Source organism: Methylovorus mays (assembly GCF_020531915.1).
GTDB lineage: Bacteria > Pseudomonadota > Gammaproteobacteria > Burkholderiales > Methylophilaceae > Methylovorus > Methylovorus mays.
On the sequence record NZ_JAJAVG010000008.1, the window covers coordinates 88,968 to 105,664 of the forward strand.

Consider the following 16,697-nt stretch of genomic DNA (forward strand, 5'->3'; position numbering starts at 1 on the left):
TCAACGCTCCACGAACGGCTTGTTGCGCATTGGCAGGTCGCGCGGAACCAGTTGAACCCTCGCTACCGGATTGTCGCCAGCCAGGGCGAGGAACCCATGCAGCGGCGGCAGCCCCATCAACTCCGATGGCAACACGAGGGTTTCGTTGCCGCGCTGCGTGTGGCTGCTCGTCGTCGTGCCGGTTGGGCCACTGTTGTATGTCACCTGCGTGCGCTCTATCTCCGCTTGGCCCAGACCTTTCGAGATGGCCTCTGCCGTATCAGGATCGGCATTAGAACAGCCCAAGGCCAACAGGCTGCGGAAGCAGGAGCGCAAGGTCTGGGCGCTATCGCGACCATAGCGCTTTTCCAGTTGCGAGGTCGCCTGCAACCCAGCCACCACCCTCAATCCATGCTTGCGGCCACGCGTCAGCCCATCCTCTAGGCTGTTCAAGTGCTCCAGGCCGCCCAACTCGTCCAGAACCAACCACAGCCGGTTGGTACCTTGGGTCGGCAAGATCAAAATGGCAGCCATCAGGATGTCCACCCAGCCGCTGATCAGCGGGCGCAGACTGTCCATCATATCTTCGCGCCAAGTGAGGTAGAGATTGCCTGTTCCCGACTCAAGCCAGTCGCGCAGACTGAAATCGCCAGGTCGCAGGTGCTTGTATGGGCCGATGTAGTGCGTAATGATGAACCGGGTATTGGACAGGGGCTTTTCTGAGCCTGGTTGAAACAATCCAGCAGACGCAGTTCCGGTCAAGAAACTGCCCAACTGTTCGGCCGATGCCTGCGTCGCCCAGTAAACTAGGCGCTCAGTCGTGGTTTCTCCCCCTTGCGCCAATGTCTCCATAATGTCTGCCAGCAACCGCTGAGCGTACGCATGCCATTGCTGGTTGGCGGCGTCGGCAGCATCGGACACCACACTCTTAGCCAGTCGCTCGTAATCGTAATAGCCCCTGATTTCGTTGAACAAACACCACCCCGGAGAACGGCGATCAAATGGGTTCAACACCGTGTCGCCCTTCTTGGCGAAACTGGACAGGGCATGGCCGTCGGGATCGACTACGATGCAGCGGTCCCCGCGCGCCAGAGCGAATGACAGCAGCTCGTCAATACCCGTGCTTTTGCCGGTACCTGTACTGCCGACCAGCAAGAAGTGACCAGTTTCGCATGCAAGCGGGAGGGGCACTCCGGCCATTTCAACTTGCACTGGGGCAGCATCTTTTGTTCGTCTGATACGGGTACGGTTGGCAAGTTCTGCCCCCCTCACCACCCGGCTGCCGCGCAACACACGTTCGCCACTACCATCCCAGTCCCCTAGCGCATACAACAATATGCCTATGGTGGCAAAGCCGAAGAAGAGAGATTGCCATGCAATCGGGCGGAGGCTGGGGTAGCTGAAAGTATGCAGCAAGCCATCAGGTAAGCCGGTCATGGGATGGGCAAAGTCGAATTGGTGCAACACCAGCCAGAACCAGGCGGCAAGCGAGAGAACGATGGCAGCCAACAGGGCCAGGCCTAAGGTTTTGAGTGTGACTTTCATGTGAAATTGCTTTTAAGGTTTTTGGGTAAGTTTGGCCCTGGCTTGAGCAACAAGCTGGGGATTCAGGTGGGCGGCAATTGCGCGGCACAGCAGCAGTACTTCTTCGCCAGTCGTGGCAATTTGGCGGTCCGGCCAGGCCAATCCATCCAGGCGACCGAGCAGTTCGCGACGTAGATCATCGATCTGTTCGGCCTCGTGTTCGCGTTCGATGAGCCGTCTGGCGTGGGCAGACACAGAGATTCCGGATTCTCCGGCATCACGGCAGAGCGTGTTGTACAGAAGCCTTGGAACTCGTAGGGTCAAGATTTTAGTTGTCATGTAGTAAACTCCTTTTAAATCAATTACTGATGCGCTTTGTATGCGCTCCTCTTTCCTGCGCGTATCTGCTACCAAGCCACAGGTGACGGGGGTTTCATGGCAATGTGCCCATTGCGTCCGGTGTGTGTGCAATTCCCAATATGGCTGGCTAGACCAATTTTTAGCCGGACATACCACCACCCCATCACTCCAATGATCGATGGAGGTTCCTTATTCGATCCAGCTTGGCTTCCATTCTCTTGGCTGAACGTTTATTCCTTTTTTCCACTGACAGCCTCTTTCTCAGCAACCGCTTTGGCGGCAGCAGGAATAAATTTCATCCATTCCGGTCCGATTCGCTCGATAGCCTCAGCAATGGTGTAACTCATTGAATTCAACCAATCCGAACGATTGAGAATCAGTGCCACGGCAAGCTTTTCTCCTGTCGATAGGCAGCCGAATCCGCCATGTGCTGCGTGCCTGGATTTCATTACTAAGTGCTCAAGCTCTTGCATCGTGATCTCCTGTAATCGATACTTTTTATGACCATATTTTGTGTGCTTCGTGGCCTTTTCCTCCATTAGCTACCGGTGATGAAGAGCAGTATAATTTTCGTTGCAACCTACTGACAGGACGTGATTTAATTGATAACTGTCCAATATAGGTTAAAAAAATGCCTCGGCCCCGGCGCAGTAGAATTAACCAGCTAAGAACCCAGGTTTGGTACGAAGTTATCCGTGCCAAATTGAAGAAAGAAACTGCTTATGAGATGGATGCGGAGTTCGGCACTGGCACCGATAGGCACTGGTATAAATATCGAGCTGGGACAAGAGTCCCGACGAAAGCAACACTTGCCGCTGTGGAAAGAGTTTGCCCAGGCAGTCGTTCAGTGTTCGATCAAGGGCCAGGAGGTGTAAGGTTGTGGCAAGCTTTAGCTAGTCCCCATATCGAGCTATGGGATTTAATCGATCTGTCATTTCCTAAACTTCAGGAACTGCGGAGGGTTGGACTGGCGGGAATTGCTCAATATGCGATTGAGTTTGAAAGGCGCTTGATCCCTCAGCAATACAAGTCAAAGCTGGATTACATTGATCATGCCAAGGGACTTCAGAGAAACGCGATATATCTTGCACACACCACGGAGGAAATTTCCTTAACGCCTGAAATCGCTGTGAGTGTGATTGCCTTCTGGCGACTGTGCTCACTCGTGCTATTTAATATGTTGAGCGCTGACTATTTATTATCGGGTGTTATGGCGGCAATGTCTCATGGGGAAATTTTTGGCCCAGAAATCGACGAGCTTCTGCGCAAATATCTTAACGATCAGTTAAGGGAGGAGTACCCTGTTGATCATAATTTGAAGGATGCATATTCGTTAAGTAGTGATAACCCTATGACTGGCTTCTGAATACTGGATTCCATCCCTATTGGAAAAATTATTTACTACGTAATACGAATAGATTTAATAAAAAAAACATTAAAAACCATCATGAAAATTCTCACGAACACAGGGACGGATAGAGTTATTGACCTTATTCGCCCGCGCCTATTGAGCGGGCATGGCCTAGACTTAGCCGCCTCCAGTTTTTCGCTATTTGCGTTTGAAGAGCTGCTGAATGAGCTATTCAGACTTCAGAACATCAAGCTACTGCTACCAGGTAGCGATGTTGACCTGGAACTGATAGGCAATGAAGGGGATCGTGCAGCGCGCAACCGTCTGCAATCCCGCTGGTTGGCAAAACGATGCCTTGAATGGATCAGCCAACGTATAGTTGTCAGGTATGCAAGCGGCAGCGTGCCCCAAGGGGCTGCGATTGTCCATGACGCCGCCAACCAGGCTACTCAGGCAGTATTTGGGTCTTTTTCTTTTAGTACTGATGGATTGGGAGTTGCGCCAAGCAATCCGCTCAACCTGATTCAGGCCACTGAAAACCTCACCGAATCGGATCATCTCGCCAAGTGGTTCAATGCGCAGTGGTCAACTTTATCTGATGCGCCGGAGAAAAAGGCACAGCTACTCCAGGCACTGCAATCCATTTCCGAATTGCAGGAGCCGTTTACCCTTTACACCCTCATCCTTTCCAGCCTGCTACGGGATGGCGATGGCGAGATGGACGAAGAGCGCATCGTCAAATCAGCAACCGGAATCCGCAATACAGTCGTCTGGAAAAAACTGTTCAAATTCCAACGTGATGGGGTGATTGGTGCAATCGACAAGCTCAACCGTTTTGGTGGTTGCATCATTGCCGATAGCGTAGGCCTTGGCAAAACATTCGAAGCGCTGGCCATCATCAAATACCATGAGCTTCGCAATGATCGTGTCCTGGTACTTTGCCCCAAACGCCTGCGTGACAACTGGACACTCTATAAGGCCAACGACAAGCGCAATGTGCTGGCCTCCGACCGATTCAATTACGACGTGCTTAACCATACCGACCTATCAAGGGATGGGGGCACATCCGGCGATATTGATCTGACTCATGTGAACTGGGGAAACTACGACCTGGTTGTTATCGATGAATCGCATAATTTCCGTAATAAGGCGACACACAAGGGCAAGGAATCCCGCTATGACCGCCTCATGCGGCGGATCATCAAGGAAGGCGTCAAAACCAGGGTGCTGATGTTGTCTGCAACCCCGGTCAATAATCGCTTGGCCGATTTGCGTAACCAAATATCCTTCGTGACCGAAGGTGACGATTCCGCTTTGCTGGAGCATGGCATTGCCAGCATCGAAGCGACTACACGCAAGGCGCAGGCCCAATTCAATCGCTGGCTCGACATGGATGAGGCGGAGAAAACACCGTCACGCTTGGTCGAGATGCTGGGGTTTGACTACTTCACCTTGCTGGATCACCTCACCATTGCCCGTTCCCGACGGCATATCGAAAAGTATTACGGCACCAGCGAGACCGGCAAATTCCCGGACCGGCTGCCTCCAGTCAACATCAAGTCGGATGTTGATCTGAGCGGTGCATTCCCGGCCATTCGCGACATCAATCTGGAAATCCGCCGTCTTAATCTGGCGAGCTACGCGCCATTGCGTTACGTGCTGCCGCACAAGCAAGCCGCCTACGATGCCAAATACAGCACCCAGATTCGGGGCGGCGAAAGCTTCTTCCGCCAGGTAGACCGTGAAGAAAGCCTGATTCACTTGTTGCGGGTGAACGTACTCAAACGTATGGAAAGCGCGGTATCCTCATTTGCGCTGACTGTGGAGCGCCAGTTACGCGATGTGGAGGCCATGCTTGCCCACATTGAAGCTCATGATCAGGACATTGAAGAAATCGACATCGCCGATGTTGATATTGATGATCCAGCATTCGAAACGTTACTGGTCGGACGCAAGGTCAAAGTGCTGTTAAGTGATGTCGATTTGATTCGCTGGAGACAGGACCTGATCGAGGACCGTAACCGGCTGGCGACACTGCTGGCGGCAGCAAATGAAGTGGATGCAGCGCGCGATGCCAAGCTGGCAGCATTACGGAAGATGATTGAGCAGAAATGCACCAATCCCATCAACGCTGGCAATCGGAAAGTCATCATCTTTACCGCATTTGCCGATACCGCACACTATCTGTATGAACAGCTGTCGCCATGGGCTAAGGCAAATCTTGGGATTGAGTCTGCACTAATGACGGGGGCTGGTGGCAACCAAACTACGCTGACAGGGCTGCGCAAGGATTTGGCCTCCATTCTCACGGCGTTTTCTCCAAGGTCAAAAGAGCGTCCAGAAGAACTCTCTTACGAGGGTGAACTGGATTTGCTGATCGCCACCGACTGCATCTCCGAAGGCCAGAACCTCCAGGACTGTGACTGGCTCATCAATTACGACATTCACTGGAATCCAGTGCGCATTATTCAGCGCTTTGGCCGTATAGACCGTATTGGCTCACCCAACCAGCATATTCAACTGGTGAATTTCTGGCCCAATATGGAGCTGGAGGAATACATCAACCTGGAGCAGCGCGTCAGCGGTCGCATGGTTCTGCTGGACGTTTCCGCAACCGGTGAAGAAAACCTGATTGAACAGCAGTCCGGCAATCCGATGAACGATCTGGAATATCGCCGCAAACAGCTACTGAAGCTTCAAGATAGCGTCATCGACCTGGAAGACCTCTCCAGCGGGGTTTCCATTACCGACTTAACCCTCACCGACTTCCGTATCGATCTGGCGCAATACCTCAAAGCACATCCTGGAAAGCTGGAAACATTGCCACTTGGTGCTTGCGCTGTGACTTCATCCATTGATGAGGATATTCCGCCTGGCATTATCTTCTGTCTACGGGCAGAAGGCGTGGCTGCACAGAAGCCAATCGACCCCAGCTATCCATTGGCTCCGCATTATTTAGTACACGTATCGGAAGATGGCAATGTGGTACTACCCTACACTCAGGCGAGACGTATCCTGGACCGATTGAAACGCCTCTCTTTGGGGCGCGAAATGCAGGATGCCGGTGCAACGGCCATTTTTGAGAAGACCACCAAGAATGGTGAAGACATGCGACAGGCCCAGCGTCTATTAGCATCAGCAGTAGCGTCAATTGCCGGCAAGAGTGAAGAGCGCGCGGTTGCCAGCTTATTCAATCCAGGTGGTACGCATGCCATGCGGGGTGAGTTTGCAGGTATCAACGATTTTGAGGTGGTCGCCTTTCTGGTGGTGCTGCCCCCCGTACAACGAAAGGATCATTGAGCAATGAGTTTCAGAACAGCCGAGCCAGCCCTCAAAGATGTGCTGGATAGCATCGCCAAAGGTGATACGCAATTACCGGATTTTCAGCGCGGCTGGGTTTGGGATGATTTGCATATCCGCTCGTTGATCGCGAGTCTTTCGCTTTCTTATCCGATTGGCGCAGTCATGTTTTTGGAAGCAGGTGGCGTCCCGTTCAAACCGCGTTTGTTTGAAGGCGTTACCTTACAGCCAGCACCCAAGCCAAAAAAATTGGTGCTGGACGGGCAACAACGCCTGACCTCAATGTATCTTTCCTTGCGCAGTGGCTTGGCCGTTAAGACCAGAACAGAGAAAGGCGCAGATATTCACCGGGTGTACTTCCTGGATATGGCCAAATGCTTGGACATCAATGAAGACCGTGAAGATGCGGTAATTTCCGTCCCGGAAACATTACAGGTGACTTCTGATTTCGGCAGAAAAATCGATCTCGATTTAAGCACCCATGAACTCCAGTACCAGCAGCGGATGTTCCCTGTTTCGCTGATGTTTAATACCGAAGGCTTCATGCAGTGGAAGATGGGCTATGCCGCCTTTCACCAGAATGTAGCCGACGCCATGATGTTCCTGATGCGCTTCGAGCAAGAAATTTGGCTGAGCTTCCAGCAGTTCAAAGTGCCCGCGATTGAACTTTCTCAGGACACCCCTCGCGAAGCAGTCTGCCAGGTATTTGAGAAGGTCAACACAGGTGGCGTGACGCTCACCGTGTTTGAGCTCATGACGGCAACCTTCGCCGCCAATGAATTCAATTTGCGAGAAGACTGGGATGCCCGCGAACAGCGGCTGACTGCCAAGCATGACGTGCTGACAGCGGTAGATGGCACGGGGTTCCTGACAGCAGTAACCCTGCTCGCCAGCTATGAGCGTCATCTCGCCACTAAATCGGCAGTCTCGTGCAAGCGTGCCGATGTGCTACGCCTGGAGCTTGCTGATTTCAAGAAGCTGGAAAGCCGCATCGAGGCTGGCTTCAAGAAGGCGGCGGAGCTGTTGGCCGAGGAAAAGATTTTTGATGCGCGCAGCCTCCCGTATGCCACACAAATGATTCCCCTGGCAGCCATTTGCGCATTCCTGGCCGACAAAATTTCTCAACATGGGGTCAAGCAGAAATTGCTACGCTGGTACTGGTGCGGAGTGTTTGGTGAGTTGTATGGTGGTGCCAATGAAACACGTTTTGGCATGGATTTGCCCGAGGTAGTCCAGTGGGTAGAAGGTGGTTCTGAACCGCGTACCGTCCGTGATTCGAGCTTCGCGCCAATTCGCCTGCTCTCGCTGCAATCGCGCCTAGCAGCAGCTTATAAAGGTCTCGCGGCCTTGTTGATGAAGCATGGCGGCAAGGACTTCATCAGCGGCACGCCCATCGATCTCAACACTTACTTCAATAACGCCATTGATATTCACCATATCTTTCCTCGGGTGTGGTGCGAGAACAACAAGCTCCCGCGTGAAAAGTGGAACAGCGTCGTTAATAAAGCTCCGCTCGCAGCAGGGACGAATCGTTTTATCAGTGGCGATGCTCCCAGCATTTACCTGTCACGCATCCAGAAGAACAAACAGGTCAGCCAAGAGCACCTGGATGAGTTTCTGAATAGCCACCTAATTCCAGTGACTGAGCTACGTGGTGATGACTTCGACAGTTTTATCCGATTGCGTGCATCATTCCTACTCGGACTCATAGAAAACGCCACAGGCAAGGCAATCAGCGGGCGCGATAGCGAAGAGACCGTCAAGGCATTTGGGGCGGCACTCGGCTAATGGCAGAAACGACAGCCGACAAAATCATTGATGCCTTACGGCTGCCGGAAAGCTGCCGGGTAGATCAGCGTGTCCCCAAAAAGCTGCTGGCAGAAAATGGTGCGCCGACCTCAACAGATAAGCGGCTTATCCATGATGGTGTCGATGAAATACAATGGTTGGCCGCACTCAAGCCAGGCACTACCGGCATTGCCGAATATCGCGATGATGAGCGGGAATACCTGGAAATTGCGCTACTGTCTGTGAGACTTAGACCCGAAGCCAGCTCACAGGCGAAGGTTGGCCGCCTGGAAGAGCTGGTCCACCGTGCCGTGCCTTACCCGGTATTTTTATTGTGCGACTTTGAGGGCAGGCTGTATCTGTCACTTGCCAACAAACGCTGGGCGCAGAATGAGGCAGGCAAGGTGGTGCTGGATGATGGCGTTATTGCAACGCAATTCCCGGATGGCTTGGATGCCAGCATTCAGTGCTTATTCCTGGAAGCACTTCCACTGGGTCAGCAACCTAATGTGTCATTGCTGACGGTATATCAGGGATGGATGGATGCCCTGCAAGCGCTGAATGTAGCTAGGATCACAGGGGTATTTACCAAGGCTGGCACCCTCGAACAAGCAGCCAAGCAAAGACATGCATTACAGGAAATACAGCAACTCAATGCTGAGATGGCTCGCCTGCGTGCAGCCGCAGGCAAAGAAAAACAACTGGCTCGCCAGGTAGAAACGAATCTTGAACTGAAGCGTCTGCAAGCGAAAATAACTGAAGTACGCTCCAGTCTGTAATTACAGGGAAACATCGATGGAAAAACTCACGCCCCAAAACCCGGAAACCCAATCAGCTGACATCATTACCGGCAACATTGCGCAGCTCAAGGCACTATTCCCGGAGCTCATCACCGAAAGCGCGGATGGCACGACGGTCAACATCGATATCCTCAAGCAACTGATAGGCGATAAAACAGTTACTGATGTCGAAGAGAAATATGGCCTCAACTGGCATGGTAAGCGCCGCGCCCGGCAATTGGCACTGACGCCATCAACCGGAACCCTGCGCCCCTGTCCGGAAGACAGCGTGGACTGGGACACAACCCAGAACCTGATGATCGAGGGTGACAATCTGGAAGTGCTCAAGCTCTTGCAAAAGAGCTATGCCGGCAAGGTGAAGCTCATCTACATCGACCCTCCTTATAACACTGGGAAGGATTTTGTGTATCCAGACAACTTTCAGGACAACATAAAGAACTATCTTGAATTGACGGGGCAAATTGAAGGCGGGCAGAAGATCAGCAGCAACACCGAAGCCAGCGGCCGGTTCCATACCGACTGGCTGAACATGATTTATCCACGACTTACTCTTGCAAGGAATCTCTTGCGTTCCGATGGAGTAATAGCAGTACACATAGATGAGAACGAGTATCCCAATCTAGAAAAGTTACTAAACGAGATATTGGGTGAGGAAAACAATCTTGGGACTGTTGTGTGGGACAAACGCAATCCGAAAGGAGAAGTGGTAGGTGTCGGTCAACAGCACGAACTAATCTCTATCTACTGCAAGAACAAGGACGCTTTTGCGGCCAATGCCAACCTTTCAAGGAAGAAGGAAAATGCAGAGGCGATGCTCAACAAAGCAGCTTCATTGATCAAAACAGCTGGAACTGTTAACGACGAAGTTAAAGCCTTTTACAAGAAGTGGCTTAAGGAGCGAAAAAATGAGCTCAGTGGCGGAGAACTGGCCTATAGCGAAATCGACGAAAACGGTGATGTATATCGCCCTGTATCAATGGCCGCGCCAGACAAACCAGAGACTCGTTCTCACCGCCCCTTGATCCATCCAACAACCGGAAAGAATTGTCCCGTTCCTGCAAAAGGATGGCGCTATCCAGATAAGACGATGGATGATCTTCTAAGCCGTGGCAAGATTCTATTTGGGGTGGATGAGACTACACAACCAACACAAAAGTATCTATTGCGTGAAAACATTCGCGAGAATTTCCCTTCCCTTCTGTATTTTGGAGGCAGTGGCGATGCATTAGATATTCCTTTTGAAAACCCCAAACCGCTCAAGGTCGGTGCTCTGGTGGTTGATGCTGCAAGTAGTGAAGCCGACATTGTTCTTGACTTCTTCGCCGGCTCCGGCACCACCGGCCATGCGGTCATGGCCCAAAATGCTGTCGATGGGGGCAAGCGCCGCTACATCCTCGTTCAGCTACCTGAACCACTCGACCCCGAGAATAAAGATCAAAAGGTTGCAGCTGATTATTGCGACAGCTTGCATAAGCCAAGAAATATTGCGGAATTAACAAAAGAGCGCTTACGTCGCGCCGCAGCTAAAATCGAAGCCGAGAACTCATCCTGGCATGGCGATACTGGCTTTCGCGTCTTCAAGCTAGACTCGACCAATATTCGCGCATGGGAGCCTGATCGTGACAACTTGGCCACCTCACTGTTCGATGCCACTGAACACTTAAAATCCGACCGTACCGAGCAGGACATTCTGTTCGAGTTACTGCTAAAGCTGGGCCTGGACCTCACCGTGCCGATGGAAACCAAGGTTATTGCTGGCAAGACGGTTTACAGCATCGGTGCCGGTGTGCTGATGGTGTGCCTGGCCGACACGATTGCATCCGCTGATGTTGAAGTACTTTCGACTGGCATCGTCGCCTGGCACGCAGAGCTGGCACCAGTGGGTGACACCCAGCTTGTCTTCCGTGACAGCGCATTTTCGGATGACGCCGCCAAGGCCAACTGCACGGCCATCCTCCAGCAGCACGGGCTGATCAATGTCCGCAGCCTATAGGTGAAATCTGATGGATTCAAACGACCTTCTCGATAAGCTCAGTCAGCTCCTCGGTAGCGCCAGGGAAACTGCAACGATTGAGTTCAAATCGAACTGGGACAAACCTGGCGATATTGCTGAATACATATCAGCCTTGGCTAACTCTGCAATACTTGACCGGCATGACAGGGCTTGGTTGATATGGGGAGTGGACAACCAGACCCATCAAGTGAAGGGCACAACCTTTGACCCTTTTAACGCCAAAGCTGAAGGCAACCAGCCACTCATCATGTGGCTCACGCAAAAAATATTGCCCAGGCCAGACTTCACATTCCATGAACTCAGCAATCCTTATGGAAAAGTGATCATGCTGGAAATTCACCCACCAAGGTCTGCCCCCTTAGCCTTTAGCGGTGTCCGGTACATTCGGGTCGATAGTCACAAAGTAAATCTGGCGCAACACCCAGACAAGGAGGCTCGGTTGTGGGATGCGCTGGGGGTCAAAGACGACTGGTCAGGTGAACTGGTCACCGAAGCCACTCTGGATGACCTGGACCCTGAAGCGATTGAGGCAGCACGCAAACGGTTCGGCGAATATTTACTCAAGAATGAGCCGGATACCAGCCGGCATGAACAAATCCGCAATGATGTGGCCAGCTATGATGTGGCAACTTTGCTAAATAAGGGGCGCATTACCAAGAGTGGAAAAATCACGAGGGCGGCACTTTTGCTTTTAGGCAAGGATGAGTCCGCGCATTTTCTCTCGCCGGTGGATGCAAAAATTAGCTGGATTCTCCGGGATGCCAGCAATAAAACAGAGTCCTCACAGCATTTTGGTATTCCCTTGATTCTGTCCACGGATAAGGTTTACAGCCGAATCCGAAACGTAACCATTGAGCATATGCCTGATGGCACTTTGTTCCCGACGGCGATCCAAAAATATGATGCCTGGGTGATGCGAGAAGCTCTGCATAACTGTATTGCGCATCAGGATTATCGCCTGGGCGGGAAAGTTAACCTGGTTGAGCATCCCGATCGCTTGGTGTTTAGCAACTTGGGACAGTTTATTCCTCCCAGCGTGGAATGGATGCTGGAGCACCAGTCGCCACCGGAGCACTACCGTAATCAGTGGCTAATCGATGGCATGATCCGCTTAAGAATGATCGACCAGGTTGGTAGCGGTATTCGACGGATGTTTGAAACTCAACGTGAACGGTTCTTTCCGCTGCCTGATTACACCTTTGATACAACTGAGCAAGGTTATCCGCGTATTGAAGTCACCATCAGTGGCCACGTGCTGGATGTGAAATACACGCAGATGCTCATGAAACGCAGCGACCTGGAACTGCGCCAGGTTCTACTGCTTGATCGAGTACAAAAGCATCAAGCCCTTTCCAGCGATGAGGCAAAACCTTTGAAGGCCATGAAGCTGATTGAAGGGCGGTCGCCGAATTATTTCATCTCAGCCAAAGTGGCGGATTGGACCGGTCAAAAAGCCCGTTATATCAGGAATCGTGGCTTGGATGACAACCATTATCAAGGGTTGGTTAAAGGCTATTTGGAAAAGTATGGTGAGGCAAGCCGCAAGGATATAGATGATCTGCTGCTCTCCAAGCTTCCAGACATTTTGGATGCTGAGCAAAAGGCCCATAAGGTCCGTAATCTACTACAAGCAATGCGGCGGGATGGCTCAATTCACCGTGTCGGCGCCAGAGCCAGTGGCGTTTGGAAACTTGGGCCCGAAGAATAGCTAAATTTGATTGCTAAGAACATTTTCTAGCAATTAATTTAGCAAAGAGAAATTACATAACCTAATGATTTTATTGTTTTCTAACCCTGTTAAATAGATTTAATTCGCGAATGAAACTACATTTCGAGCCAAACCTGGACTACCAGCTGCAAGCCATTGATGCCGTCTGCGATCTGTTCCGGGGGCAGGAAGTTTGTCGCACCGAGTTTACGGTCACAATGAAGGCTCCTGTCGAGGAGTCATCGGACCTGTTTCCGGGAACCACGCCACAGCAGATGTCGCTGGGCGTTGCTGAAACCGATCTGGGCGTGGGCAATCGCCTGACCTTGCTGGATGACGACCTGCTGAGAAATCTGAATGACGTGCAGCTCAGGAATGGCCTGGCACCATCGACGGCGCTAACCTCCGGTGACTTTACCGTGGAAATGGAAACCGGCACAGGTAAAACTTATGTGTACCTGCGGACGATCTTTGAGCTGAATAAGCGTTACGGGTTTACCAAGTTCGTCATCGTGGTGCCCTCGGTAGCAATCAAGGAGGGTGTCTACAAGTCCCTGCAAATCACTGAGGACCATTTCAAGGGCTTGTATGCCGGGGTGCCATTTGATTACTTCCTTTACGACTCCGCCAAGCTCGGCCAGGTACGCAATTTCGCGACCAGTTCCAGCATCCAGATCATGGTGGTCACGGTCGGGGCTATCAACAAAAAGGATGTGAACAACCTTTACAAGGATAGCGAGAAGACTGGTGGGGAGAAGCCAATCGACCTGATTAAGGCGACACGCCCTATCGTCATTGTCGATGAGCCTCAAAGTGTGGACGGTGGGTTAGAGGGGCGCGGCAAGGAAGCACTGGACGCCATGAATCCGCTTTGCACCCTGCGCTATTCAGCTACCCATGCAAACAAGCATCACATGGTATTCCGCCTGGATGCGGTTGATGCCTATGAGCGCAAGCTAGTGAAACAGATTGAAGTTGCCTCTGCCACGGTCGATGGCGCATTCAACAAAGCCTATGTACGTTTGCTCTCCACAAATAACCAGCGTGGCGTGATTTCTGCCAAGGTGGAATTGGATGTGGAAACGGCCAGTGGCATAAAGCGGCAAGAGGTGACTGTCCAGGATGGCGATGATCTTGAGCAAACGACCCACCGTGCGATCTATGCAGACTACCGCATTGGCGAAATCAAGACAGCCAGGGGCGATGAGTTCATGGAGCTTCGCTTCCCTGGCGGAGAAACCTATCTGCGTATTGGTGAGGCGCATGGGAATGTTGACGCGATGGCCGTGCAACGGGAAATGATCCGCCGCACCATCAAGGAACACCTGGACAAGGAAAAACGCCTCCGGCCACAAGGCATCAAGGTGCTATCCCTGTTCTTCATCGACTCGGTTGAGAAGTACCGCCAGTACGATGCGGATGGCAATGCGCTCAAGGGGCCATATGCTCAAATCTTTGAAGAAGAATACCGCCGCTACGCCAAGCACCCAGACTACAAGAGCCTGTTTGAAGAAGTCGATCTGAATCACGCCACCGAGGATGTCCATAACGGCTATTTCTCAATCGACAAAAAAGGCGGCTGGACCGATACCGCCGAGAATAATGCTGGCAACCGGGAAAACGCCGAGCGTGCCTATAACCTGATCATGAAAGAAAAGGAAAAGCTGCTGGGCTTTGAAACGCCTCTCAAGTTCATCTTTTCCCATTCTGCGCTCAAGGAAGGCTGGGACAATCCCAACGTATTCCAGATATGTACGCTGCGTGACATCCAGACTGAACGTGAGCGCCGCCAGACCATCGGGCGTGGTTTGCGCTTGTGCGTCAATCAGCATGGCGACCGGCTGCGCGGTTTCGAGATTAACACCCTCACCGTGATTGCCACGGAAAATTACGAGCAGTTTGCCGAGAATTTACAGAAGGAAATCGAAGCTGATACAGGTATTCGCTTCGGCATTGTGGAGCAGCACCAGTTTGCGACGATTGCGATCCCGGATGCTGATGGCAAGCTAATTCCGCTTGGCGTTGAGCAATCCAAGACCCTATGGGAACATCTGAAAGCTACTGGCTACATTGATGCTAAGGGCAAGGTTCAGGATTCACTCAAAAAAGCGCTCAAGGATGGAACGCTGGCATTGCCAGCTGAGTTTGAAGCCCAAAAGCCCCAAATCAATGAGGTGCTGCGCAAGATTACCGGCAAGCTGGAAATCAAGAATGCTGATGATCGCAAGCCAGTCGCAACCCGCAAGGCTGTTCTATATAGCGAGGAGTTCAAGGCGCTGTGGGATCGAATCAAGCACAAGACCACTTACCGCGTGCAGTTTGATTCTGAGAAATTGGTTACTGATTGCGTATCCGCGTTGCAGAAAGCTCCCCCAATTACCAAAACACGACTGGTGTGGCGTAAGGCAGAAATTGCTATTGGCAAGGCTGGAGTGGAGGCAACTGAGACCACTGCTGCTATGCCTGTAGTGCTCGATGAAGCTGATATTGAATTGCCTGACTTACTGACGGATTTGCAGGATCGGACTCATCTCACCCGCCGCACCATTGTCCGAATCCTGACTGAGAGCGGTCGCCTCGATGATTTCAAGCGTAATCCGCAACAGTTCATTGACCTGGCTGGTGATGTAATCAATCGCTGCAAACGAATGATTCTGGTTGATGGAATCAAATATCAGCGCATCGGGGACGAGCACTATTACGCGCAAGAACTGTTTGAGCAGGAAGAGCTGACCGGTTATATGAAAAACATGCTCAAAGACACGCAGAAATCAGTCTATGAGCATGTGGTTTATGACTCCAATACAGAACGCGACTTTGCCGACGAGCTGGAAAAAAACGAGAACATCAAGGTATACGCCAAGCTACCTGGATGGTTCAAGGTCCCAACCCCCCTGGGCACCTACAACCCTGACTGGGCTGTGCTGGTTGAGGATGGTGGCGCTGAACGCCTTTATTTCGTGGTGGAAACGAAGAGCACCCTCTTTGATGATGAGTTGCGTGATCGGGAAAGCGCCAAGATTGCTTGTGGAAAGGCGCATTTCCATTCGCTCGCAGTTGGTGAAAATTCGGCTAGATTTATTGTCGCTAAGTCTATCGAAAACTTATTTACCAATTAAGTGGCATGAGATCCCAGAATGTTTAATGAGAAGCAATGCGAAGCGCTGTTTTTAATGGCGAAGCAACATGCAGAAGCAACGCCAGCAATAGGGAGTAGATTGGCATGCAATTGTGATACCGTCTCGTTTGGGATGCTTGGGATTGCTCGTGATTTTGTGCCTCCAGAAATTAAGCTGGAAATTCAACTAAATATAGGTTGGATTACCATTGATGGAAAAGAGGTTTATCACTTTACCGAAAATGACTGGAAATCATGGAGGCGTGATAACAGGCCGAAAAAATTCCCGGGGCATGCGTGGCTTTCATTTGGAAATGAGATTTTAGACCTCACACTTCCATCTACACTTTTAATTGGCGATTTGCTTGACAGTAGGCGTAAGGAGAAGCTTCAGTCTTTTACGTACATGACAAAGAAAATTGCTGCTGATTTGGGTATCGAATACTTCCCCGTTGTTAAAGGGGATGATGTACTGAATGTATTTTTGGGAAGATGAATTGCCACATAGAGAAAGATGCCTGGTATGTAAAAATGTATACCTTAGCGTAGGGAAAGCGTAACAAAACGGCCCTAAATCCAGATACTACAATGCTAAACTCAGCTAAAAATAAAGTTTGCAGGCGTCGTAAGTGACTGTTTTTAAATGCGCCAATATCTGAGAACCGTCCTACGAACCAAGGGGTCAGGAGTTCGAATCTCTTCGGGCGCACCATTTTTCCGAAAGGGTCTGATTTTTCAGGCCCTTTTTTCATTTT

Annotated in this window: 11 protein-coding genes; 8 read left to right on the forward strand and 3 right to left on the reverse strand. The window is 51.3% G+C overall.

Annotated features, from left to right (window positions below):
• The 3 genes from LG203_RS10880 to LG203_RS10890 all read right to left on the reverse strand — a co-directional run bounded on the left by LG203_RS10880 (position 1) and on the right by LG203_RS10890 (position 2,336).
• Positions 1-1,524: a type IV secretion system DNA-binding domain-containing protein gene (locus LG203_RS10880; RefSeq protein WP_230345783.1), complete on the reverse strand. Its 1,524-nt coding sequence runs from the start codon at positions 1,522-1,524 to the stop codon at positions 1-3.
• A 12-nt stretch (positions 1,525-1,536) separates the two neighbouring features.
• On the reverse strand, positions 1,537-1,842 hold the full coding sequence (locus LG203_RS10885; RefSeq protein ID WP_230345784.1) for a hypothetical protein: 306 nt from the start codon (positions 1,840-1,842) through the stop codon (positions 1,537-1,539).
• A gap of 251 nt (positions 1,843-2,093) precedes the next feature.
• The gene (locus LG203_RS10890) at positions 2,094-2,336 is read right to left on the reverse strand and encodes a hypothetical protein (RefSeq protein WP_230345785.1); all 243 of its coding nucleotides are present in this window, start codon (positions 2,334-2,336) and stop codon (positions 2,094-2,096) included.
• Between the two features lie 230 nt (positions 2,337-2,566).
• Between LG203_RS10890 and LG203_RS10895 the strand changes: the two genes are divergently transcribed.
• From LG203_RS10895 to LG203_RS10930, 8 genes are all read left to right on the forward strand, one after another.
• Positions 2,567-3,229 carry a hypothetical protein gene (locus tag LG203_RS10895; protein WP_230345786.1) on the forward strand — a complete coding sequence of 221 codons (663 nt, stop codon included), beginning with the start codon at positions 2,567-2,569 and terminating at the stop codon, positions 3,227-3,229.
• Between the two features lie 81 nt (positions 3,230-3,310).
• On the forward strand, positions 3,311-6,514 hold the full coding sequence (locus LG203_RS10900; protein ID WP_230345787.1) for a helicase-related protein: 3,204 nt from the start codon (positions 3,311-3,313) through the stop codon (positions 6,512-6,514).
• A gap of 39 nt (positions 6,515-6,553) precedes the next feature.
• The gene (locus LG203_RS10905; protein WP_230345788.1) at positions 6,554-8,302 is read left to right on the forward strand and encodes a GmrSD restriction endonuclease domain-containing protein; all 1,749 of its coding nucleotides are present in this window, start codon (positions 6,554-6,556) and stop codon (positions 8,300-8,302) included.
• Complete coding sequence (locus LG203_RS10910) at positions 8,302-9,081, forward strand: DUF4391 domain-containing protein (protein ID WP_230345789.1); 780 nt, start codon at positions 8,302-8,304, stop codon at positions 9,079-9,081. The genes LG203_RS10905 and LG203_RS10910 overlap by 1 nt, the downstream gene beginning before the upstream one ends.
• 16 nt (positions 9,082-9,097) lie before the next feature.
• Positions 9,098-11,095, forward strand: coding sequence for a site-specific DNA-methyltransferase (locus tag LG203_RS10915; protein WP_230345790.1), 1,998 nt, complete (start codon positions 9,098-9,100; stop codon positions 11,093-11,095).
• A 10-nt stretch (positions 11,096-11,105) separates the two neighbouring features.
• The gene (locus LG203_RS10920; RefSeq protein WP_230345791.1) at positions 11,106-12,824 is read left to right on the forward strand and encodes an RNA-binding domain-containing protein; all 1,719 of its coding nucleotides are present in this window, start codon (positions 11,106-11,108) and stop codon (positions 12,822-12,824) included.
• 110 nt (positions 12,825-12,934) lie between these two features.
• Positions 12,935-15,943 carry a type III restriction-modification system endonuclease gene (locus LG203_RS10925; RefSeq protein ID WP_230345792.1) on the forward strand — a complete coding sequence of 1,003 codons (3,009 nt, stop codon included), beginning with the start codon at positions 12,935-12,937 and terminating at the stop codon, positions 15,941-15,943.
• An 18-nt stretch (positions 15,944-15,961) separates the two neighbouring features.
• Positions 15,962-16,438, forward strand: coding sequence for a hypothetical protein (locus LG203_RS10930; RefSeq protein ID WP_230345793.1), 477 nt, complete (start codon positions 15,962-15,964; stop codon positions 16,436-16,438).
• Positions 16,439-16,697: the final 259 nt, after the last annotated feature.

What these genes read in the sequence shown, in the direction of transcription:
- LG203_RS10880 (WP_230345783.1), bottom strand. Translation starts at nt 1,524, where the DNA reads ATGAAAGTCACACTCAAAACCTTAGGCCTGGCCCTGTTGGCTGCCATC.
- LG203_RS10885 (WP_230345784.1), bottom strand. Translation starts at nt 1,842, where the DNA reads ATGACAACTAAAATCTTGACCCTACGAGTTCCAAGGCTTCTGTACAAC.
- LG203_RS10890 (WP_230345785.1), bottom strand. Translation starts at nt 2,336, where the DNA reads ATGCAAGAGCTTGAGCACTTAGTAATGAAATCCAGGCACGCAGCACAT.
- LG203_RS10900 (WP_230345787.1), top strand. Translation starts at nt 3,311, where the DNA reads ATGAAAATTCTCACGAACACAGGGACGGATAGAGTTATTGACCTTATT.
- LG203_RS10910 (WP_230345789.1), top strand. Translation starts at nt 8,302, where the DNA reads ATGGCAGAAACGACAGCCGACAAAATCATTGATGCCTTACGGCTGCCG.
- LG203_RS10915 (WP_230345790.1), top strand. Translation starts at nt 9,098, where the DNA reads ATGGAAAAACTCACGCCCCAAAACCCGGAAACCCAATCAGCTGACATC.
- LG203_RS10920 (WP_230345791.1), top strand. Translation starts at nt 11,106, where the DNA reads ATGGATTCAAACGACCTTCTCGATAAGCTCAGTCAGCTCCTCGGTAGC.
- LG203_RS10925 (WP_230345792.1), top strand. Translation starts at nt 12,935, where the DNA reads ATGAAACTACATTTCGAGCCAAACCTGGACTACCAGCTGCAAGCCATT.
- LG203_RS10930 (WP_230345793.1), top strand. Translation starts at nt 15,962, where the DNA reads ATGTTTAATGAGAAGCAATGCGAAGCGCTGTTTTTAATGGCGAAGCAA.